General features: G+C 67.1%; 15 protein-coding genes. 4 read left to right on the top strand and 11 right to left on the bottom strand.

Annotated features, from left to right (window positions below):
* The first annotated feature begins 902 nt into the window (after window positions 1-902).
* On the top strand, window positions 903-1688 hold the full coding sequence (locus tag CXH06_RS17870) for a toll/interleukin-1 receptor domain-containing protein (RefSeq protein ID WP_114856558.1): 786 nt from the start codon (window positions 903-905) through the stop codon (window positions 1686-1688).
* 45 nt (window positions 1689-1733) lie between these two features.
* Here the strand turns inward: CXH06_RS17870 and CXH06_RS17875 are convergent, their stop codons facing one another.
* The 6 genes from CXH06_RS17875 to CXH06_RS17900 all read right to left on the bottom strand — a co-directional run bounded on the left by CXH06_RS17875 (window position 1734) and on the right by CXH06_RS17900 (window position 7862).
* Window positions 1734-2306 (bottom strand): DNA-formamidopyrimidine glycosylase family protein, encoded by a 573-nt coding sequence (locus CXH06_RS17875; RefSeq protein WP_232820419.1) that lies wholly within the window; start codon window positions 2304-2306, stop codon window positions 1734-1736.
* 372 nt (window positions 2307-2678) lie between these two features.
* On the bottom strand, window positions 2679-4154 hold the full coding sequence (locus tag CXH06_RS17880; RefSeq protein WP_114856559.1) for a HEPN domain-containing protein: 1476 nt from the start codon (window positions 4152-4154) through the stop codon (window positions 2679-2681).
* Window positions 4155-4388: 234 nt separating this feature from the next.
* Entirely contained in the window at window positions 4389-4889 is a 501-nt protein-coding gene (locus tag CXH06_RS17885; RefSeq protein ID WP_157975820.1) for a CPBP family intramembrane glutamic endopeptidase, read from the bottom strand.
* A gap of 747 nt (window positions 4890-5636) precedes the next feature.
* Window positions 5637-5831 (bottom strand): helix-turn-helix domain-containing protein, encoded by a 195-nt coding sequence (locus CXH06_RS17890; RefSeq protein ID WP_232820420.1) that lies wholly within the window; start codon window positions 5829-5831, stop codon window positions 5637-5639.
* Between the two features lie 823 nt (window positions 5832-6654).
* Complete coding sequence (locus CXH06_RS17895) at window positions 6655-7380, bottom strand: adenylate/guanylate cyclase domain-containing protein (RefSeq protein WP_114856562.1); 726 nt, start codon at window positions 7378-7380, stop codon at window positions 6655-6657.
* A gap of 8 nt (window positions 7381-7388) precedes the next feature.
* Window positions 7389-7862 (bottom strand): Pycsar system effector family protein, encoded by a 474-nt coding sequence (locus CXH06_RS17900; RefSeq protein ID WP_114856563.1) that lies wholly within the window; start codon window positions 7860-7862, stop codon window positions 7389-7391.
* Between the two features lie 445 nt (window positions 7863-8307).
* Here CXH06_RS17900 and CXH06_RS17905 point away from each other — a divergent pair, with 445 nt between their 5' ends.
* Complete coding sequence (locus tag CXH06_RS17905; RefSeq protein ID WP_232820421.1) at window positions 8308-9129, top strand: abortive infection family protein; 822 nt, start codon at window positions 8308-8310, stop codon at window positions 9127-9129.
* A gap of 50 nt (window positions 9130-9179) precedes the next feature.
* A complete protein-coding gene (locus tag CXH06_RS17910) occupies window positions 9180-12929 on the top strand; it encodes a hypothetical protein (RefSeq protein WP_157975822.1) in 3750 nt (1249 codons plus the stop codon).
* 214 nt (window positions 12930-13143) lie between these two features.
* Here CXH06_RS17910 and acnA read toward each other — a convergent pair whose 3' ends face one another.
* The 5 genes from acnA to dut all read right to left on the bottom strand — a co-directional run bounded on the left by acnA (window position 13144) and on the right by dut (window position 19813).
* Window positions 13144-15942 (bottom strand): aconitate hydratase AcnA, encoded by a 2799-nt coding sequence (gene acnA, locus CXH06_RS17915; protein WP_114856566.1) that lies wholly within the window; start codon window positions 15940-15942, stop codon window positions 13144-13146.
* A 266-nt stretch (window positions 15943-16208) separates the two neighbouring features.
* Window positions 16209-17534 carry a class I SAM-dependent RNA methyltransferase gene (locus CXH06_RS17920; RefSeq protein WP_114856567.1) on the bottom strand — a complete coding sequence of 442 codons (1326 nt, stop codon included), beginning with the start codon at window positions 17532-17534 and terminating at the stop codon, window positions 16209-16211.
* 198 nt (window positions 17535-17732) lie between these two features.
* Complete coding sequence (locus tag CXH06_RS17925; protein ID WP_114856568.1) at window positions 17733-18488, bottom strand: DUF3159 domain-containing protein; 756 nt, start codon at window positions 18486-18488, stop codon at window positions 17733-17735.
* On the bottom strand, window positions 18485-19273 hold the full coding sequence (locus CXH06_RS17930) for a DUF3710 domain-containing protein (RefSeq protein WP_114856569.1): 789 nt from the start codon (window positions 19271-19273) through the stop codon (window positions 18485-18487). Before CXH06_RS17930 ends, CXH06_RS17925 begins: the two co-directional genes overlap by 4 nt.
* A 3-nt stretch (window positions 19274-19276) precedes the next feature.
* Window positions 19277-19813 carry a dUTP diphosphatase gene (dut, locus tag CXH06_RS17935; RefSeq protein WP_114856570.1) on the bottom strand — a complete coding sequence of 179 codons (537 nt, stop codon included), beginning with the start codon at window positions 19811-19813 and terminating at the stop codon, window positions 19277-19279.
* Between the two features lie 97 nt (window positions 19814-19910).
* On the opposite strand from dut, the gene CXH06_RS17940 reads away from it, so the two are divergent.
* Window positions 19911-20456, top strand: coding sequence for a DUF3093 domain-containing protein (locus CXH06_RS17940; RefSeq protein WP_114856571.1), 546 nt, complete (start codon window positions 19911-19913; stop codon window positions 20454-20456).
* The last annotated feature ends 56 nt before the right edge of the window (window positions 20457-20512 follow it).

The raw sequence follows: 20512 nt of genomic DNA on the forward strand, positions 1-20512 counted from the left end.
CTCACGCCGGACCCCGCACAGCGCGACGCGCCCCGGAGCCTGGGGCTCCGGGGCGCGTCGCTGTCGTGCTGTCAGAACGTCAGGCCGCGACCAGCGAGCGCAGCACGTACTGAGACGTGCTCCGCTGGGGTACACGGTAGTTGTGAACTCGAGCTCGAGCCCATCGGACAGTGCATATCGCCTGGTCAAGGCTATCGGGATGCATCCGAGTCGGTCTCAAGGCAGCTCGTGCATCCCAAAACATACATGCTTCGATTGCGGTACTTGGCGATTGACACTCTGGCGTCTCGATCCAAAGTTGTTCTCCGGCAGGCGGTGGCTATGATGCGTCGAGGTCACGAGACCGCCCGTGTACCGCTCGCGCCCAGGTGACGTGCCTGCGATCTGCCGCGACCTGGACGGATGCAAAGAGCGAAGTACGACATGGCAGTCAGACTGAAGGACTTCATCGCCAATCACCCGGTGGACCGCGACGCCGTCGAAGCCCACAAAGCGCGGATGCTCGCAGACATCGACGAGCTCCGCGATCTGCAGGCTCGGCGAGAGCGAACTGACCAGCCACGCGATTAGCCCTCAGCGGCCGCCCATTCGCTCCGAGCGCTCAAGCCGTTAGAAGGGCCGTTGTCGGACCAAGACGTGCTCATCATGTGCAGTCAGACCGAACGCTCGGTTCAGGTCAGAGACTCGGTGCAGCGTCTTGATGACCGGGCGTCCGTCGCGGCCGATCGACTTCTCGGTATGGGCCGGAAGCCTCCCCTGCCAGACCCGCCGCCAGATGCTCTTAGTGCTGCAGCCGTGGCGCGCGGTGGCCGCGACGACATCGAGCTACTCCCCTCAGGCTGATCTCGGCGGTTAGGCCGCGTCGAGCGTGGAATGTCGGGAGTGGCCAGTACCATGCGCTCATGGCACAGTGCACAGCTCCGATTCTGGGACACATCCGTGGTGGCGGCGCAGACTGCCCCGTTCATGGGGGGCGCTACGGCGGGTACACGGGATACCGAGACCCGTATTACGAGCGACCAGAGTACACGCCTCCGCCTCCTCGATCCGTCGAGCCGGTCGTCCCTCCTGCACCGAAGCGGTACCCCAGCTTCAGCCGATCGTCGGGTGGATCGAGTCTGAGCAGTAGTGGTGGCGGTGGTCGCCGTACCAGCACATCAAGTCGCACCCGACGGTCCACGGTTACCTACTCGGTTCGCGAGTTCCAGACCCTGAACCCGGTCCGCGAACAAGTTGTCCGGATCGCCGAAGTCGCCACCGGCCAGCGCGACCTCTTCCTGTGTCACGCGTGGGATGACCGCCAGGGCGCGGCGCTCGAGCTGCACAACCTCCTGACCGGACTCGACGTTACGGTCTGGTTCAGCGAGATGGATGTGCCGTTGGGCACCTCGCTCATCAGGAAGATCGATAAGGGCCTGGCCAGCTCCCGCGCCGGAATTGTCTTGGTGACACCGGCAATGTTCCAAAGCCTCAACAACGACGGCATCGCCTCGCAGGAGCTGTCGGCATTGCTCGCGACCGACCGCGTGATCCCCATCGTGCATGGCACGACGTTCGAGGAACTCCGTATGGTGAGTCCCCTGCTCGCCGCCCGTTCTGGCCTGACGACCTCGGACTACGGATCACTCGATGAAGTAGCCACGAAGATCGCCGACACCGTTCTGCTGGACGACGATCAGTTGGTGTAGAGCTTCGCCGACCCAGGGCAGGGGTGGCTAAAGTGCGATCAGGTGTCAGCTGGGGGTGGGCCGCCAGCTGACACCTGATCGCGCATTAGTCCCGATGTTCCCTAAGCTCGACACCACCGCCTGGTCCAGCAACGCACGCTTGATCCCGGTGAACTTGGTCTTGATCCGCGCAACCGCCGCCGCCTGATCGAACAGCGGATCGAACGGATCTCGCGCGATCTGGGCGATCGGCGAGGGCAGCACCGATCCATCCTCGCCATACGTCAGATGGCCGAACGTGCGCTGGTCGCCGAACCGCAGATCGTGGCCGCCGTCGGCGAAGGTGAACCGCGCACGCTCGTGCACAGCGACTGGAAAATCATGAGAAGTAATGAGCATCTGCCCGCTCATCCCCAGCTGCAACAGCAACGCATCTGCATCGTCCAGGATCAACCATAGGTACTTCCCGCGGCGCGCAGTCCCCGTGACCGTCGCACGGACTATCCGCGCTGCCAGATCCTCCGCACAGGCCACATGACGACGAGCGGCGCGGGGATGAAGAACCGTCGCGGTGGCGATCGTCCGACCACGAACGTGATCGTCGAGTCGCCGGTGCACGACCTCGATCTCAGGAAGCACAGGCGTGACTCGCACCTCGCAGACTCCGCAACTCGGTTTTGCGGCGGTACGCTGCTGAACAGCTCAGACCGCCGGACTGCTTACTTAGGACCCTTCGCACCAGGTCCGACTGCAATGTCCCTTGTTGACGCATGGCCGATGCCCGGCACAGCCAAGAGGGGTTCTTGCGTGTGCGGCTTGCTTCGACTCGCTCTACGTCAATGTAGAAGTCGCCCCATTCGACTCGTTTATGACGCTCACGGATGGCCAGTCGAGTCGTCATTCCAGTGGTGACTCGATGGGGACTCGACTCCCTTACGTGGGCTGGCTACACCTTCAGTGATGCGATCGAGGGCACTGGGCCTCGCCTTCGGCACCTCGCCCTCAACGAGCTTACGCTTCGGGCGTCACGAGCTCCGTCCTCGCCCAGCGCGCGATCATCCGGAGTTTTGGATGCTCCCTCACGATCGCTCGCTGACGGTCCGCGGGCAGCTCGATCTCGTGCAGGAGATTCAGGATCACCACGCCCGTCGTGACCTCGACGACGGCGACGAGCTCCTCGAGCTCGTGCATCGTGGTGCGTCCCTCGTGAGCCAGGTCGTTGCGGGCCTTTACCGTCCTGCTGGCCCATCGTTCGACATCAGGAACGAGCACGGACACCGCCTCCTGGTCAGGCCGATTGACAAGAGCCCCTAGCCGGTCGCGGAGAGTCATACCGTTGCGGATCGCGGACTTGAGCCGCTCCCGCTGATCCTCCGGAGCCATCTCAAGCATCGCCTCGCGCATTTTCTTGAACTCAGCATTCGGCATCGGGCGCTCTTCGATTCCGAGCGCCCGATGGAGGGCTTCGGCAGCGCCGACCGCCATGAGAAGACGGCTCTCGACGTACTGCGCCGGCGCGTACCGCAGCGCCAAGATCAGGTCCGTCGAGGCCCGGAGGCGATCCCGCACCGTGCACCATCGCGGGACGATCTCCTCGAAGGCGATGTCGCTGCAGGTGAAGAACACTCTGTGGTGCTCGATGGCCTTTGCGTCCCACTCCCCCACTGCGGCGGGCGAGTAGAGCACCTCGACATAACGCTCCATCGGATGCCGTTCGGCCCCCGGCCCGTCCCCCGTCAGCTTCAGCCGCTGCCAGATCACCCCGGCAGCACGATGCGTCGCGAGCGAGATCAGGTCCTGCAGAGACTTCGCCCACGCGAGCGCATCCTCGAAGGAGCATGCCTCCGGCGGAGCGACCTGCAAGAAGACTGTGTCACGGATCCGCGCGGTCGTCCTCCCGCGAAGCTCGTCGAAGTACGGAGGATTGCGAAGATGCTCGAGTGAGTACTCGGTGCCGTCGACCAGGACCGACGTTGACTCCAGCGGCTTCACGCAGATAGAGCCGCTGCCGTCGAACGGCGTCCCGCCTGGGCCGCCGATCGACGACGAGAAGACCCCGTCTGCCGCCCAGCGACCGAGATCCTCGATGGAGACCTGAAGTCCTTCGTACAGTGCAGCTTCCGCGTTCGCAGCGTGGACGCCGATCAGCGCGGATTGAGCCGAGACCACCTGATTGTCGGGGCTCTTCACCCGCGCGCCGAAGTTTCGGTTCGTGCTCGTCGGGATGCACCCAAGGAGGGTGATCTGCCTCTTCTCAGCGACGCCGTGGATGACGTCCCACGACCGCGTGCCTTCATGCACATGCGTGACGCCGGGTCGGGGCGACGTCATGACCCGGTCCTCGAAGGTGCCGATCAACGTCAGCTTCGCACCGCCGTCGCGCTCGTATCGCAGCACGCCCGGGACACGCTCGTCCGGCGCGTCGGCCAACCACCACAGCCCAGACCACTCGTGGGATTCGACCAGATGCAGCGGCTCGGTCGGCATATGTGTCCCCTTACAAGACTAATGCCCGGGAGTCCGGGCCAGGAGGTCCGAATAGTCACCGGGGCGTACCCCTTGGATTCTAGCAGTGCCGGTTGCTCAGCTCGCCTGTCGCGACCTCATGGAGAGTGGTATCAGCCCCAATGGTGCAATGTCAGGACGTGCTGGCGGGACGCGGTCCCACCGAATCAACGTTGGCGTGCGCCCATCGGCATGAAGTTCTTCCGCGATCGCGAATCAAGGGCTCATCTGAAGCGTCGGCACCCCATGATCACCTCTCCGGGCAGCGATCCCTTGGTGGTCGGTCCTGAGAAGCAGGGCTCCGACGAGCACGAATGCCGCGTGGACCGCGAGGTCACCGACGAACGGCATGTCGACCTCGACGAAGATCACTGACGCGTTGGCGAACGCGTGCACCAGCACGAGGGAAAACGCCCAGCGGAAGCGAATCTGGAACGCCGCGAGCGCGAACCCGAACGGGGCCGAGGCGAGCACATTGAGGAGGGTGTCATCTGCGGTCCTCGTCGGTGTCGTGACGAGAAGGGAGAGATGCGCGAGACCGAACCTCGCTCCGGAGACGACTGCCGACCATGTCGGTCCCATCCTCCTGCGGAACACGCCGAGCACGGCGACCCGATTGACGAGCTCCTCGTTGAGCGCGGCGAGCAGGAGGGTGCACGTCCACAACGCGGTGCCCAGCGGTGGAATCTCGATGCCGCCGGGCAGCGCGAACCTCACGACTCCTTCCAGGACCAAGGGAAGGAGCCACAGCGCCGCGAGCGGTGAGCGCCACAACCTCGCTGCACCCGAACCGCGCCACAGACCGAGCACGGTCACGAGCGCGACAGCGAACAGCACACAGGCGGCGTCGACCGATCGATCCCTGCCTCGCGACCGTCCTAATCGCGAATTCCGGTACGTAACCTTGATGCGTAGACGAGAGCCGGGGTAAGGAAAACAGACAGCGTGGTGAAGAGACGATCACTGGCCCCCGCCGGCACGATCAGTGGCCCCCAAAAGGCACGATCGGGCGGTTCCCACGACTACGAATATTCAGCAGCAATATTGTACGGAATCCGTTCTGCGCGACCTTGCAGTCGATGGCCACCGAGTATGTACGGGGAGAACCGGCGCGAAGACGGCCATTGCCAGGGACCCGCCAGCTCAGTGTGCACGCTTCCCGACGCGAGGGCGTAAAGAACAGGCCCGCGTCTCATCTCGAGAAGCGGACCTGTCGTGCTGCGTCGATCGTACACCAGCTCTTCGAGAGGCTTCCGGCGTCCGTCGTTGGGGACCGCAGCGCCGGCCGTCCTCCCCGGCCTCGCTGCAGCGGAGCACGACCGCGATGTCGAGGGAGTCTACGTCGGGCCTATTCGAAAGCATGACTGTCGGCATGCACCTGGCGATACCGCCGACAGCGCGCCGTATTTGCAAACGATCCGGCGGCCTCTCAGATCCAGGAGCGACTCCTTGAGCCGCTCAGCCTCAGGAAGTGACGTCTCCCGCCGGAACGAGCAGCTCCCGCGCCGCTACGCCCAGCTGGTCAGCGAGCACGTCGACGGAGTCCAGCGTCAGATTGCGCTCGCCCCGCTCGATACCGGCCAGGTACCGCGGGCTCACTCCCAGCTCTTCAGCGAGGCCCTCCTGGGTGAGTCCCCGGGAACCGCGGATGTCGCGCACGCGCGAAGCACCGCCTTCAGGGAATCTGACACCCACCCAGCGTCTCGGCAGGTAGCCATCACTTCCAGGTAGTTATCGCTTCCACTAGCGTCGTTGCGGTGCACTCGGACGCGGAGCGAAGGTGCGGAGACCAGCACCGCCACGCCCTCGCGCGCCTGACTCGACGAGCATACGAGCGCGAGCGTCAGGCGATCCTGCGTCTCACGGCACGCGACGCGGACGGCCCGGAGTCGATGGAGCTGCTGGAACTCATGCGAAAAGCGGGAGCCGCCATGGCAGAGGGCGCGCCGCCTCTGACGCCGGCGCAGGTCGACTGGATCGTCGCCGTTTTGAGGCAGGCAAGGCCTCTACCTCGATCCAGTCGTTGACGGCAGGTGCGGTGGTTTCACCCATCGACGGGAAGGGCAGAAGCCACACGGTCCCGCACAACGCCAGGTCACAGCGCGACTGCGCCCCGCCAGGCCGAAGCCTGACGGGGCGCAGTCGTGAGAGACTCGAGCCTAGAGAGCCGCTACCGAAGCATGCACCTCGAGCAACCGGAGTGCCTCATATCCGAGCAGATCACTTACTACCGACAAGTTGCCGAAGCACGTACTGAGACATGCTTCGCTGTACTCTGCGGTAGTCGCTTTTCACTGTCGACGAGGAAATTTACCTGGTCAGGGGTATGTTTGGACGTGCAAGCAACTACCCTGCACCCCTGACTCACCTGAGTCGACATGCTTCCATTTCGATACTTGAGGCAAATCTGCCCCGCTCTGCCTGCGGACATAGATCCGGCAGACGAACGTTCGCGAAATGGTGGTAGCCGTGACAGGCTGAGCTAGAGGCTTCCGAGCCACTTGTTCATCGCTGTGTTCACGAAGTCGCCTGTGTATACCTCTCCGAGTGCTGCCGTTCTCTCGCGAGTGAGGAGGGCCTGGTTGTCGTCGTTGAGGTTCTGCTGGAAGACGGGGCCGATGAAGATCGGCTTGTTCCCCGTGCGGCCGGCTTCGTGAGCGAGGTGCGCTGCGCGGTTGACGACGTCTCCCATGTAAACGACGTCGTTGATGCCGCTGCCGCTGTACCCGGCTTTGACCATCAGAACTCGGCCGTAGTCGACGCCGATCCCGATCTTGAGGGGAAGGATGCCCCTCTTGTTGTAGTGATGGTTAAGTAGTTTGAGGAGAGTGTTCGCTCGCGAAGCGACGCGGAAAACCTCGTCGAGGTCCGGCTTCGTCGGCGTGTTGAAGACCGCCCAGACGCAGTCTCCGACGATGTTGACCTCCCTCACTAGCTCGTGGGAGTTCAGGACCGCGACCATTTCGGAGATGAAGGCACGGTAGATCTTGGCGAGCACCGGCCTGGTGTAGTCCTCCGTCAGCTCGGACGAGCCGCGGATGTCGACGAACACGGCCGAGCACCAGCCGTAGAAGCCGTTCGTGTACGTGAGCGAGTCTCGGTCAGGTAGGGACTTGACGTCCTCGAATGCCCTGGCCGGCTGGGTCAGGATCGCCTTGATCCGCTCCGAACTGGCGGTCCAGTCGTACTTGCTGTGGTTGCCGTCCATGAGGCCTCCTAGGAGTTCGTGATTCCGACGAGGACCGCGAGCAGCGCCACTGCGGCACCGGCCGCGAGAGCCGATCTGATCGCCCACCTGGCGCAAGTGGCCTTGACGGTGGCGATCCGCGCGTTGGCGTGGATCTGGTCCGCGAGGTCAGCGACCAGTTCCACCGGATCTGCGGTCAGAGTGCGCAGGACCTCGCTGTAGCGTTTCCGCTCTCCTCGGAAGTGGCGGTCGATGCTGGCGAAGAAAAGCCGGTTGATGGCCTCGTTGTCCGTGTCCCTGTCCTTCAGGCGGGGCGTCAGCGTCCAGGCGCAGAGGGCCGCGGTGAGGACCAGCAGGACGCACGCCGCGACCGTCACCGCGTCGAACATGGCGTCGCGGGGCTGGAAATCCTTGACGAGGTTGAAGGTCATCGTCGCGAGGACCCCGGTGAAGGCGAGCGTCACGCCCGCCTTCGCGTCAGAATGCCGGATCCATTCGTTCATCAGAGCGAGCGCCCTCCACGCGTGGTCGGGATCCGGGCCAGGGGGCTCGGGGGCGGGCGTCGGTGCGGCGTCCGAACGACCCGTGGCCGCCCGGCATCGACTGCGCCGGAGCGGCTTTCGAAGCATGGTCCGATCCTATTCGGGGGCTCCGACACACGGGCTCGAATCGTACGACCGGCGGCCGGGACCCGGAGCGTCGCATGCGAAGCGACGGCTGCCGCGGGTCGTACGTCTGCCGCATCGCGGTGCCGCGCTCCTCAACCACTCGCGGTGTTACTGCTGCCAACCCGTACTCAGGAGGGACTGCCGCAAGATCAGGTCAAGATGACCTATCCGTGCGGCAGTCCCCACCGTCTATCTGGAACAGGTCCACGCCATACGTCCCGACAAGGTCGAGTAGCCGAGCATGGGAGCCCTCACTCCGCGCGTGATGACTCCGCGCGTGATGCGACTGCTCTCCGACCAGCTGACTGCGACGCCTCTGCGCGAGATCGACGCGCTGTTCGACGACCGGGGAGTCGCGCTCGGCCCAGAGCAGCCGCGCGACAACAACGAGAGCGTGCGGCGCGAGCGGATGCGGCGGTACCTCGCGACGCTCGACCTGGGCGACGCCGCCGACGCTCGGCGGCTGACCGCCGTGCTCGGCGACGATCTTCCGACGATCATCCAGGACGGCTCGGTTGGCTGGGGCAACGACAACAGCCTAGGCGAGAAGTGGGTCCGGATCCTGCGCGAAGACGGCTTCGAGGTCGACGAGGCCACTGGCATGGTGCTCCTCGGCCGAGCCGGGACGAAGTTTACCGAGGACGCGCTCAACTCCCTCCCCGACCCGCAGTCCATCCAGGACCACCTGCACAGGCTCGCCGACAGCGTCGACACGGATCCGCGGCTCGCCGTGAGCACCGCCAAGGCACTGATCGAGTCCACCGCCAAGTGCGTTCTCACCGCCCGCGGACAGACCTATGCCCCTAAGGCGAAGGTGCCGGCCCTCGTCAACGCCGCCCAGGAGTCGCTCGGCCTCGCCCCAAAGTCGGTCAGCGACGAGGACCGCGCGCTCCGCCAGGCACTCCAGTCACTGGTCACCCTCACCCAGAGCATCACCGAACTCAGGAACAGCGTCGGCATCGACCACGGAGCAGAGGAGGTGCCCAGGTGGGTGCGCCCGCGACACGCCCGCCTGGTCGTCGGCGCGGCGCAGGTCTGGTGCCAACTCATGCTCGAGACACTCGCCGATCCCGACGCACCCTGGCGTCGTTCGACACCCTGACCGTGGCGAACGCTCACCCGCTCAGTGCGACGCCACGCCATACTGGCAGCGTGACGGAGACCACTGGAGCCGATGACGGCCCGAGCAAGACGAACGCGAAGCCCCAGCTTGCCCCGGGGACGCGTCTAACCTTGCGTTCCCTGGCCCCTGAGTATCTTCCGGATCACAGCGTGTACGTCCAGCACCTCGAGGAGGCGGTCAAGGATCCCAAGAACAGAAACATCGCACTCACCGGCCGATACGGCTCTGGAAAGTCCAGCGTGCTCGATGAATTCCAGAAACAGCACAAGAGCACGACCGTCCGAATCAGCATCAACACCCTTGGTCCGGACGAAGACGACGAGGACCTGACGAACCGGATCCAGAAGGAACTCGTCAAGCAGCTCATCTATCGAGCGAAGCCGGGAAAGCTGCGACGCTCCAGGTTCGCTCGTAGCCAGCCGTTGACACCATGGCGCGCGCTCGCGCAAGCCGGTGTTGCCACCGCTGTCGGGCTGGCGCTCCTCTGGTTGGTGGGTCTGCGCCCTGCGAAGTCCTGGTTCGGGTCGACCACCGACCAGGCCGTCGAGGGGTGGCTCACCGCGCTCTTCGTCGCGCTCGTGTGGATGGTGGCATGGGGCGTGCGGTGGCTCATCGGGGATCGCATCGTGTCAGAGGTCGCAACCGCAGGAACGACAATCACGCTGGGCGAGAAGGCGACGACCTACTTCGATGGATTCCTCGACGAGATCGTCACGTTCTTCGATGCTGTCAACCCGGATTACGTGATCTTCGAGGATCTGGACCGGTTCGACGATCCGAAGATCTTTGACTCGCTCCGAGAGCTGAACACCCTCATCAACGAGTCCTCGCGCTGGAAAAGCAAGTCCCAGCCCCTCCGGTTCATCTACGCAATCAAGGATAGCCTGTTCGAACAGCTAGGGGCAGAACCGGATCCGGATGACACGACGCGACCAACGAGGAGCGACCCAGATCCCACCACGAGGGGAACTGCGGCAGACGCTTCCGCTGCGAGGACCGGGACAGAGCAGGAGAAGAAGCGGACGCACGCAGTCGACCTCGCGGAAGCTGCAGTGGAGAGGGCGAACCGGACCAAGTTCTTCGAGCTCGTGATCCCGATAGTGCCGTTCATCACGCATCGCAACGCACGCGATCACCTCATCGCCGCGCTAACTCGTCTCGATCTTCCTGATGACATCGTGTCGCGACCTCTGCTCGACCTCGTCGCACGCCACGCCACAGACATGCGGCTCCTGATCAACATCTGCAATGAATTCGTCGTGTTCGCCGAGAAGCTGCTGTGGGTCGAGACCCGCGCTCCCGGCATGACGGCCGACGACCTGTTCGCCCTCGTCGCCTACAAGAATTTCCACCTCGCTGACTTCGAGGCCATCCCCCAGCGCAGCAGCACCCTCGACGTCCTCGAGCAACAACGTCGCGACCTGGTCAGGACCACGATCGAGAACCTGCAGAGGAAGAGGCGCGAGCGAGTCCACGCGGAAGAGCAACGGCTACGCCGCGACGAGACCGCGAAGATGCTGGGGGCGCGACTCCGGAGTATCACGGAAGCTCTGCCCTCGAGGTTAGGCTGGTCGTCGGGCCCGTTCGAGGTGGGCGACGAGCAGTACTCGGTCGGGGCGATCGATGGTGAAACCTTCTGGGGGCGAGTCGCCACATCAGGGTCTCTGGCAGTGATCAGCAACTCCAACTTCAAGATCGTGTTCAGCGGGAGGCGACTCGCCCTCGTGTTCCCCGAAGCAGCCGACCCCGAGTCGTGGGCTCCCCTCAGCGCAGCCGAACTGGAACGGCAAGTGAAGCAGATTGACGAAGACATCGCCTACCTTCGCGGGGCGGACTTCGATCGCCTCGCCCAGTATGAGCGGTTCCCGAGCGGGTCCACGACGTTCTCCGATCGGATAACGAACACGCTGAAGTCCGATCTGGCGCGCGACCTCGTCCGCCGAGGCTATATCACCAGGAACTATGCCGAGTACTCCGCGGTCTTCTACGGCAGCTTCGTCGGCGTCGATGTCGCCTTCTTCTACAACCACAGCGTCCAACCGAATGAAATGTACCTCGATCACGAATTTACGAGCAAGAATGCTGTTCGCAACCTGCTTGAACAGGTGCCGGCAGACTTCACAAGCACGGTCAGCGCATACAACATCCAGGTGGTCACATACATCATCCTGGAGCGCCCCAACGACGCAAAATCGCTCGTCGCGTTCCTGGTCGCCGATCGAAGCAAGGACTGGCAGACGTTCCTCGACGCGTTCCTCAACGCTGCCGATGCTCCGCGGGAGCGGCTGATCGAGCTACTCGCGGCCCATCCGTGGTCCGGCGTGTTCAACTACCTCACCGGTCACCCCGGTCTGCCCGATGAGACGACTCGAATCCGATTGGTGGATGCTGCGCTGCTCGGTGCGCGTTCCGCCGACCTCTACGACGTCGATGAGACGACTCAGGCATGGATCAACGCCCACTACCGCGAGCTGAGCGCCTTCAACACGCCCCAATCTCATGAGCGAACGGATCACATCTACTCGTTCGCGAAGGAATCGCGAATCATCGTCGGCAAGCTGGACGACATCGCCCCTCCCCTCCGGGACCGCATCGTCAAAGCCCAGAAGTACGAAATCACCACGGCGAACCTGCGACTCGCCCTAAGCACAACCGCCGATCCTGCGCTGGACGAGGTTCGCAAGCGAGACATCGTCTGGGACTACGTTCGATCGAGTATGAACGCGTACCTCATCGCGGTGCGCGACGAAGACGCCATCGAGCATGTTGTGCAGTCGGAGCCCGTGCTCGTCGAGATCCTCAACGAGCAGTACGAGACCTGGACGGGAGAGCAGCTCCAGCAAGTCCTTGAAGCCAGCTCTCACTCCGCCGCACTGGAAGATCTGACCGATGCGCCATCCGAGGTCTGGCCCGCGCTAGTCGATGCTTCACTCTTGCAGCCCACCGTGGCGAACGTCTGGCGATACGCGCAGCACCATGGCATCGATCAGCACATGGCCCGTTTCCTCGTGCCTGCCAGGTCGGATCCGATCGAGCTGCGTGACGCCGACGAGACCAGCACCGAGGACAGGCGTGCGCTCGCGATCAAGATCCTCAACGCGTCGGGCCTCATTCCCGCGAGTTCTCGTGTCCGACTGGTTGATGGGCTGGACCTCACTGACTACATCGACGTGGTAGATCTCGTCCCCTTCGCCGACGACCTCTTTGCGCGTGCGCTTGAGGCTGACCTCGTGGCTGACTCTGCCGAGGCCTTCAGCCACTTCGCGCAGGCCGGGTGGGCCGCCGTCTCCGAAGCCTTCGGTGTTTCGGAGAAGGTCAGCGATTTCGTCAACCCGACGCTGCTGAACGGGTTCGCCGCGGATCTCGTCAAGAGCCAGCAGACTCCCGACAATCTGCGGCGTATGGTCGTCGAGAACCTTCAGGTCTACCTGGACGACGGCGACACCGATGGGCTCGCAGCGGCAGGCCAGTACGCGCGAGCCAACCGCGTCCGGCTCCCCCTCGACCAGGTCCGGCGCATCGCCCATGCGACGCAGAACCCCGATCTGGTCGTCGGACAGTTGGTGCGGCTCAGGGACGCCTCACCAGATGCCGTGATCGAAGTGCTGGCACTGCTCGGTGCCCCCTACAACAAGCTGCTCGACGGAGTCGGATCAGAGTTCGACCTCCCCTCCGGGTCATCCAACGACACGCTGTTCCAGCGTCTCGAGTCCAATGGCAAGGTCGAGATCGTCTCGCGCGGCCGGCGCGGAGGAAGGAAGGTCAGGGTCCTCGCGTGACCGCCCCGGGACGCCGGGCCCCCTCCGGTCGCCGCTCCCCGAGGCTGCGCCCGCGTGCGGACTCTCCTCCGAACAGTCCCTCCGGCCACCGCTAACGACACGGCACGAGCGCGCCCCGCCAGGCAGAAGCCTGACGGGGCGCGTTCTGTGGGACTCTAAAGCCGCTACCGAAGCATGCGCCTCGAGCAGCCCGACAGCCTCATATCCGAGCAGGTCACTTACTACCGACAAGTTGCCGGAGCACGTACTGCAGGATGCCGCCGTTGCGGAAGTACTCCGCCTCGCCGGGGGTGTCGATGCGCACCACCGCGTCGAAGGAGACCGTGGAGCCGTCCTCCTTCGTGGCGACGACCTGCACCGTCTTCGGGGTGGTGCCCTCGTTCAGGGCGGTCACACCGGTGATGGCGAAGGCCTCGGTGCCGTCCAGGCCCAGCGACTCGGCGGACTCGCCGGCGGGGTACTGCAGCGGCAGCACGCCCATGCCGATGAGGTTGGAGCGGTGGATGCGCTCGTAGCTCTCGGCGATGACGGCCCGGACGCCGAGCAGCTTGGTGCCCTTGGCGGCCCAGTCACGGGAGGAGCCGGTGCCGTACTCCTTGCCGGCCAGGACGACCAGCGGGATGTCCTGCTCGGCGTAGGCCTGGGCGGCGTCGTAGATGAACTCCTGCTCGCCGGTCAGGAAGTTCTTCGTGTAGCCGCCCTCGACGCCGTCGAGGAGCTGGTTGCGGATGCGGATGTTCGCGAAGGTGCCGCGGATCATCACCTCGTGGTTGCCGCGCCGCGAGCCGTAGGAGTTGAAGTCCTTGCGGGCGACCCCGTGCTCCTGGAGGTAGCGGCCGGCCGGGGAGTCGAGCTTGATCGACCCGGCGGGCGAGATGTGGTCCGTGGTGGTGGAGTCGCCGACCTTGACCAGGACGCGGGCGCCCTCGATGTCGGTGACGGGCTCCGGCTGCTGCTGCATGCCCTCGAAGTACGGCGGGCGGCGCACATAGGTGGACTCCGCGTCCCAGTCGAAGGTCGCGCCCTCGGGGGTCTCCAGGGAGCGCCAGCGCTCGTCGCCGGTGAAGACGTCCTTGTAGTCGTCGGTGAACATCTCCTGGGAGATGGACTCGCCGATGACCCGCTCGACCTCGGTGGGGTTGGGCCAGATGTCGCGGAGATAGACGTCCTGACCGTCGGCGTCGGTGCCCAGCGGGTCGTTCTCGAAGTCGAAGTCCATCGTGCCCGCGAGGGCGTAGGCGATGACCAGCGGCGGCGAGGCCAGGTAGTTCATCTTCACATCGGGATTGATGCGGCCCTCGAAGTTGCGGTTGCCCGAGAGCACCGCCGTGACGGCGAGGTCCTTCTCGGCGATCGCCTCGGAGATCTCCGGGGACAGCGGTCCGGAGTTGCCGATGCAGGTCGTGCAGCCGTAGCCGACGAGGTGGAAGCCGAGGGACTCCAGAGCGGGCCACAGGCCGGCCTTGGTGTAGTAGTTCGTGACCACCTGGGAACCGGGCGCCATCGAGGTCTTCACCCAGGGCTTGGCGGTGAGGCCGCGGTCCACGGCGTTCTGGGCCAGCAGGCCCGCCGCCATCATCACCGAGGGGTTGGAGGTGTTGGTGCAGGAGGTGATCGAGGCGATCGAGACGATGCCGTGGTCGATCGTGAAGTCCTGCCCCGCCACCGCGGCGGGGTTCGAGGCGCGGCCGGGCACGTGCTGGTGCTCGGGCGCCGTGCCGCCGGACTCGTTGTCCGACTCCGGGGTGGCCGGGTCGGAGGCGGGGAAGGAGCCGTCGCCGTTGGTGGTGACCGGGTGGTCCTTCGCGTAGGAGGGCAGCACCTCGCGGAAGGACTCCTTGGCCTGGGAGAGGATGATGCGGTCCTGCGGACGCTTGGGCCCGGCGATCGAGGGCACCACGGTGGAGAGGTCCAGCTCGAGGTACTCGGAGTACTCGATCTCGGCGGAGGGGTCGTGCCACAGGCCCTGGCGCTTGGCGTAGGTCTCGACCAGCGCGAGCTGCTCCTCGGAGCGGCCCGTCAGGCGCAGGTAGTCGACGGTCACCTGGTCGACGGGGAACATGGCCGCGGTGGAGCCGAACTCCGGGCTCATGTTGCCGATGGTGGCGCGGTTGGCGAGCGGCACCTGGCCGACGCCCTCGCCGTAGAACTCGACGAACTTCCCGACCACGCCGTGCTCGCGGAGCATCTCGGTGATCGTGAGGACCACGTCGGTCGCGGTGGCCGCCGGCGGGATCTCGCCGGTGAGCTTGAAGCCCACCACGCGCGGGATGAGCATCGAGACCGGCTGGCCGAGCATCGCGGCCTCGGCCTCGATGCCGCCCACGCCCCAGCCCAGCACGCCCAGGCCGTTGACCATGGTGGTGTGGGAGTCGGTGCCGACGCAGGAGTCCGGGTACGCCCGCAGCACGGTGCCGGAGCCGTCGGCCGCCGGGGCCTCGCGGGTCATGACGGTGCGGGCCAGGTACTCGATGTTGACCTGGTGGACGATGCCGGTGCCCGGGGGGACGACCTTGAAGTCGTCGAAGGCGGTCTGGCCCCAGCGCAGGAACTGGTAGCGCTCGCGGTTGCGCTCGTACTCGAGCTCCATGTTCGACTCGAGGGCATCGAGACGGCCGGCCACGTCGATCATGACGGAGTGGTCGATGACCATCTCCGCGGGGGCCAGCGGATTGATCCGCTCCGGGTCCCCGCCGAGGTCCTGCATGGCCTCGCGCATGGTGGCGAGATCGACGACGCAGGGGACGCCCGTGAAGTCCTGCATGATCACGCGGGCCGGGGTGAACTGGATCTCGACCGACGGATCGGCGGCGGCGTCCCAGCCCGCGAGCGCCCGCACGTGATCGGCGGTGATGTTCGCACCGTCCTCGGTGCGCAGCAGGTTCTCGAGCAGGATCTTGAGGCTGTAGGGAAGCTTCTCGGCGCCTTCCACGGCGTCGAGCGCGTAGATCTCGTAGTCGGTGCCCCCGACGGTGAGATCCTGTCTGGCGGCGAACGAGTCGACGGTGCTCATCTGGCGCACTCCTTCAGTGGTGGGTGAACCCCTCCATCGTAGGCGCGAGCACCTCCACAGGCAGGCGAACGCGGCACCTGTCCCGGACGGTCGTCCGTGCAGGTCGATACGGGGTCACGCCGGGCCTGTCCCGGCAGATATCTTGACGTCAAGATAAATTCTACCACGATCGCGGCGATCGACATGACAGCTCGTCAGCTGCTCCGCTGTGGTGCGCAGCACGATGCCGGCACCGAGCGCCGCCGCGCGCCCGTCGCCGGGCGACCTCAGGCCCCGGCGGGCTCCAGCAAGGCGACCGACTCGATGTGGTGGGTGTGGGGGAAGAGATCGAAGGCGCGCAGGTCCACGACGCGCCACCCCTTCTTCTCGATCGCGGCCAGGTCGCGCGCGAGGGTGGAGGGCTCGCAGGAGACGTAGACGATCCGCTGGCGCACGGCGGCGGCGAGCAGCTCCATCAGCTCGGCGCCCGCCCCGCTGCGCGGCGGGTCCAGCACCACGGCGTCGACGCCGCCGCGACGGGCCTTCACCCAGTCGGTGACATCGGCGGTGGCGGTGGAGACCTGCGGGAGGTCCTCGAGGTTCTCGCCGGCGAGCTGGGAGGCGCGCCGGTTGCCCTCGACCGTGATGACGGTCCCGTCGGGGCCCACCTGCTCGGCGGCCACCGCGGCGAAGAGGCCCACGCCGCCGTAGAGATCCCAGGCGCTTCCACCGCGCGGAGCGCCCAGCGTGCTCTCGACGACCTCGCCGAGCATCTCCGCGGCGCGGCGGTGCGACTGCCAGAACCCGGTCGCGGCGACGGTGAACAGTCGCTCCCCGACGCGCTCGTGGACGGTGCCGTCGCCGCGCAGGGGCACGAGCCCGCGGGAGGTGCGCACGGAGACGTCGGCCTCGCCCCAGGCCTCGGGCACCACGACGGCCTCGGGATCGAGGTCCCGGCCGATCAGCACCACCGAGGCGGGTCCGGCCGAGGGCGCGACGGCGTCGATCGCCTCGGTGCCCTCGGGGGCGGTCCACTCCCCCAGGCGCAGCTCGCGGATGGCGCGGGCGGCGAGCGGGTTCTCCCCGACGTCGCGGACGTCGTGGGAGCGCCAGCCGCGCATCCCCACCCGTCCGTCGGCGTCCACCGCGAAGCGCACCCGGGTGCGCCAGCCGAGGCCGTCGACGTCGTGCGATGCGGGCTCGACCTGGACCTGCTCGATCGGGAAGCTCGAGACCCCGGCGCGGCGGAGGAGCTCCTGCAGGACCTCGCTGGCGATGCGTCGCTGGGCGGGCAGCGCGATGTGCGCCCACTCGGCGCCGCCGACGCCGTCGGCCGCGGCCTCCTCCCACACGGAGGGGACCCGGTCCACGCCGGCCTCGAGGACGTCCACGGCCTCGGCGCGCCAGAAGCGCGCGTTCGCCTTCTCCTCGGGATCATCCAGCAGACGGGCGGTGATGGTCTCGCCGGGCGCGGTGCCGCGGACGAAGACCACCCGTCCCTCATGACGGGCCACGAAGGTGCCGCCCGCGGCGGGCGGACCGACGGTGAGGGTGAGGAGGCGGCCGCCTCCCGCGGCGGGAAGGCTCGTCATTCGTTCGGCCTCCGGGGTCATCGGACCACTCCCTCTCCGTTCGCCCCCGTCCGCGCCCGGGCGGAGGGTGGATGCTCGTGTGTGCACGCGTCCCGCGGGCCCTTCTGGGCGCGTGCGGAGCGCATCGCGGCTCATTGTCTCATCCAGTGGACGATCCTTGTGACCCGGCGGCCGCCTCCGCGCGTCTCCGTGCGCGCGGCGGCGTCCGATCCCGAGGGCTCAGGCGCCCTCGCGGCGCATGATCAGCGCCCGGTGCATGAGCCAGACAAGATAGACGATCACCGCGAAGGCGGGCAGTCCCATGGCGATCTTCGCGACCCCGAGGGCGGCCACCTGACCGGTCAGCAGCAGGGGCAGCTGGACCGCGACCTTGGCGATGTACAGCGCCGTGAACAGCAGCGTGGCTCGGGTGTAGACGCGCCGGGCGTCCGCCTGCTGCGCCCAGTCCTTCACCCGGGGGTCGAGCAGGGCGATCACCACGCCCACCAGCGGCCGACGGGCCAGCACCGAGATCAGCAGCACGATCCCGGCGACCACGTTGGTGACGATGCCGGGCCAGTAGAAGTCGGAGCCGTCCCCGGAGCGGACAGCGAGGACGGCGCCGATCACGACCCCGAGCAGCCCGCCGAGGACCGAGGAGGGGCTCTGCCGCGCCACGATGCGGGCGACCAGGAGCACCACCACCACGGCGACCGCGGCGACGGCCGCGACCATCACCGAGCGCGTGACGACGAACAGCACCACGAACAGCGCGGTGGGCAGGACCGATTCGAGGATCCCGCGCCGACCGCCGATCGCGTCGGAGACGGAGAACTCCTCCTCGCGCAGGACGGCGCCCAGTCCGCCGCGGGAGGAGCCGTCCGCCGCGGGGTCGGTGCTCTCCGGGGCGGTCGCGGGCTCCGCGGGCGCCGGGGCGCCGCCGTGCTCGGAGCCCTCCGGGTCGGGAGGCGTCGGGGGGTGCGCCGGGGTGCTCATCCGACCTCGGTGATCTCGGGACCGCGCGCGAGCGGGTCCAGCGGGCCGGAGCGGATCTGGCTCAGACCCGGCCGCTCGCCGGGGAGGTGGAGGGCGATGAGCTCCTGCGGCGCCATCGCCTCGGCGCCGCGCACCACCACCAGGCGGGAGATGAGGGTCTCGAAGCGCTGGGACTGCTCGGTGTCGCCGAGTGCCTTGCCGGTGAGGATCGCGCGCAGGAACCAGCGCGGCCCGTCGATCCCGATGAAGCGGGCGGGGCGGTAACCGGTGCGGCCGTCGGTGCGCTTGACCGGGAGGCGGGTGATCAGCTCGGTGCCGAAGGCGCCCGGACGGGTCTCCGCCGTGCCGCCCTGCGAGACCACGGAGTCGCGCAGCGAGGTGCGCACGTCCTCCCACAGCCCGCGGGTCTTGGGGGCGGCGAAGGCCTGCACCTGCAGGGAGGAGCCGTCGATGACCAGGTTGGCGCCGGTGACGGCGCTGGTGCGCTGATCGACCTCCATCCGCAGCTCCATGCCGTCGATGGTGGGGACCAGCAGTCCGCCCAGGTCGATCCGCTCCTCCTCGGGGGCGTCGTCGACGTCGTAGGGGCCGTCCTCGAGATGCGCACCGCGCTGCGGAGCGGAGTCCTCGCGGTCCTCCTGCGCTCGCGGCGCGTCCCCTTCGGGCGCCCCGTCCTCCGCGGAGTCCGCCTCCGCGTCCTCGTCGGCGTCGATCTCGACGTCCAGCGACTCGGCGCCCTCGGGCGCCTCGTCCTGCTGCTTCTTCCTGCGGGAGAACAGTCCCATGGGTCATCCCTCCTGGTGCTGGTCGGGGGCGGGCGCCGAGGCGCCGAATCCACCGCTGGAGCCGAAGCCCGCCGCGGAGCGGTCGGTGTCCTCCAGGTCCTCGACCTCCTCCAGCACCGGCGCCAGGAACGGGACGATCACCAGCTGGGCGATGCGGTCCCCGATCCCCAGGGCGAAGGGGGTCTCGGCATCGGTGTTGTGCAGGGCGACCTTGATCGGGCCGCGATACCCCGCGTCCACGATACCGGGGCCGTTGAGGACGGTGACGCCGTGGCGCGCGGCGAGACCGGAGCGCGGGCAGACGAGGCCCACGGTCCCCGGCGGCAGCGCGAGGGCGAGTCCGGTGTCGACCAGGGCGCGGCCGCCGGCGGGGATCACCAGCTCCTCGGCGCTGGAGAGGTCCAGACCCGCGTCATCGGCGTGGGCGCGGTGCGGCATCGGCACTCCGTCGCCGCGCCGGAGGCGCAGCGCGGGGGCGGGGGGCGACGCGGGAGCGGCGGGCGCGGCGCCGGGAACGGTCGGAGCATGTTCGGCAGGCATGGGGCCCAGCCTAGGCCGTCCGTCCGCACGGATCCCCGGAGGTCCCTGAGCGCGGGCTCCTCCCGGGCGTCCAGGGGGTGCGTGAGACGATGGCACCATGCCCGCACGCCCCGATCGCGCCTCCGATCCCGCTCCCGCCTCGCCCCGCTCCCGGCCCGCCCCGGAACCGTCGAGCGGTGAGCCCCTGTTCCACGAGCGCCTGCTGCCGGGCGTCGGGTCCTGGATCGTCGCCGTCGCGCTGGGAGGCGTCCTCGGGCTGGCGCTGGTGCCCCTGGACCTCACGGTCGCGATCATCGTGGGCGTCATCGCGATCCTGATCGCCCTCGGGCTCGCCGTGCTGTACTCCCCGGTCCTGGAGGTCTCCGAGCATCGCTTCCGCCTGGGGCGCGCACAGATCGACGTGGACCTGCTGGGCCCGGCGCAGGTGCTCCGCGGCGAGGACTGGCAGCGCACGGTGGGCCAGGACTTCGAGCCGCTCGCGCATCACTGCCTGCGGGTCTGGGCCCCCTCGGGAATCCGGGTCGAGGTGCTCGACCCGGAGGACCCGACCACCGCCTGGGTCGCCTCCTCCCGCCGCCCCGAGGACCTCGCCCTCGCCCTGCGCACCGCCCAGCAGCACGACGAGCCCGGCCCGTCGGCCTGAGGGCCCGGGACGCTCCGTCCCGGTCACCGCGAAGGGCGCCGCACCCCGATCGGGGT

This window comes from Brachybacterium sp. YJGR34 (assembly GCF_003347015.1).
Lineage (GTDB): Bacteria > Actinomycetota > Actinomycetes > Actinomycetales > Dermabacteraceae > Brachybacterium.

Coding starts and splice junctions, on each gene's coding strand:
- CXH06_RS17880 (WP_114856559.1), bottom strand. CDS start 4,154: ATGCCGACCGAGCCGCTGCATCTGGTCGAATCCCACGAGTGGTCTGGG.
- CXH06_RS17905 (WP_232820421.1), top strand. CDS start 8,308: ATGCGACTGCTCTCCGACCAGCTGACTGCGACGCCTCTGCGCGAGATC.
- dut (WP_114856570.1), bottom strand. CDS start 19,813: ATGCCTGCCGAACATGCTCCGACCGTTCCCGGCGCCGCGCCCGCCGCT.
- CXH06_RS17900 (WP_114856563.1), bottom strand. CDS start 7,862: ATGAACGAATGGATCCGGCATTCTGACGCGAAGGCGGGCGTGACGCTC.
- CXH06_RS17940 (WP_114856571.1), top strand. CDS start 19,911: ATGCCCGCACGCCCCGATCGCGCCTCCGATCCCGCTCCCGCCTCGCCC.
- CXH06_RS17930 (WP_114856569.1), bottom strand. CDS start 19,273: ATGGGACTGTTCTCCCGCAGGAAGAAGCAGCAGGACGAGGCGCCCGAG.
- CXH06_RS17870 (WP_114856558.1), top strand. CDS start 903: ATGGCACAGTGCACAGCTCCGATTCTGGGACACATCCGTGGTGGCGGC.
- CXH06_RS17920 (WP_114856567.1), bottom strand. CDS start 17,534: ATGACCCCGGAGGCCGAACGAATGACGAGCCTTCCCGCCGCGGGAGGC.
- CXH06_RS17925 (WP_114856568.1), bottom strand. CDS start 18,488: ATGAGCACCCCGGCGCACCCCCCGACGCCTCCCGACCCGGAGGGCTCC.
- acnA (WP_114856566.1), bottom strand. CDS start 15,942: ATGAGCACCGTCGACTCGTTCGCCGCCAGACAGGATCTCACCGTCGGG.
- CXH06_RS17895 (WP_114856562.1), bottom strand. CDS start 7,380: ATGGACGGCAACCACAGCAAGTACGACTGGACCGCCAGTTCGGAGCGG.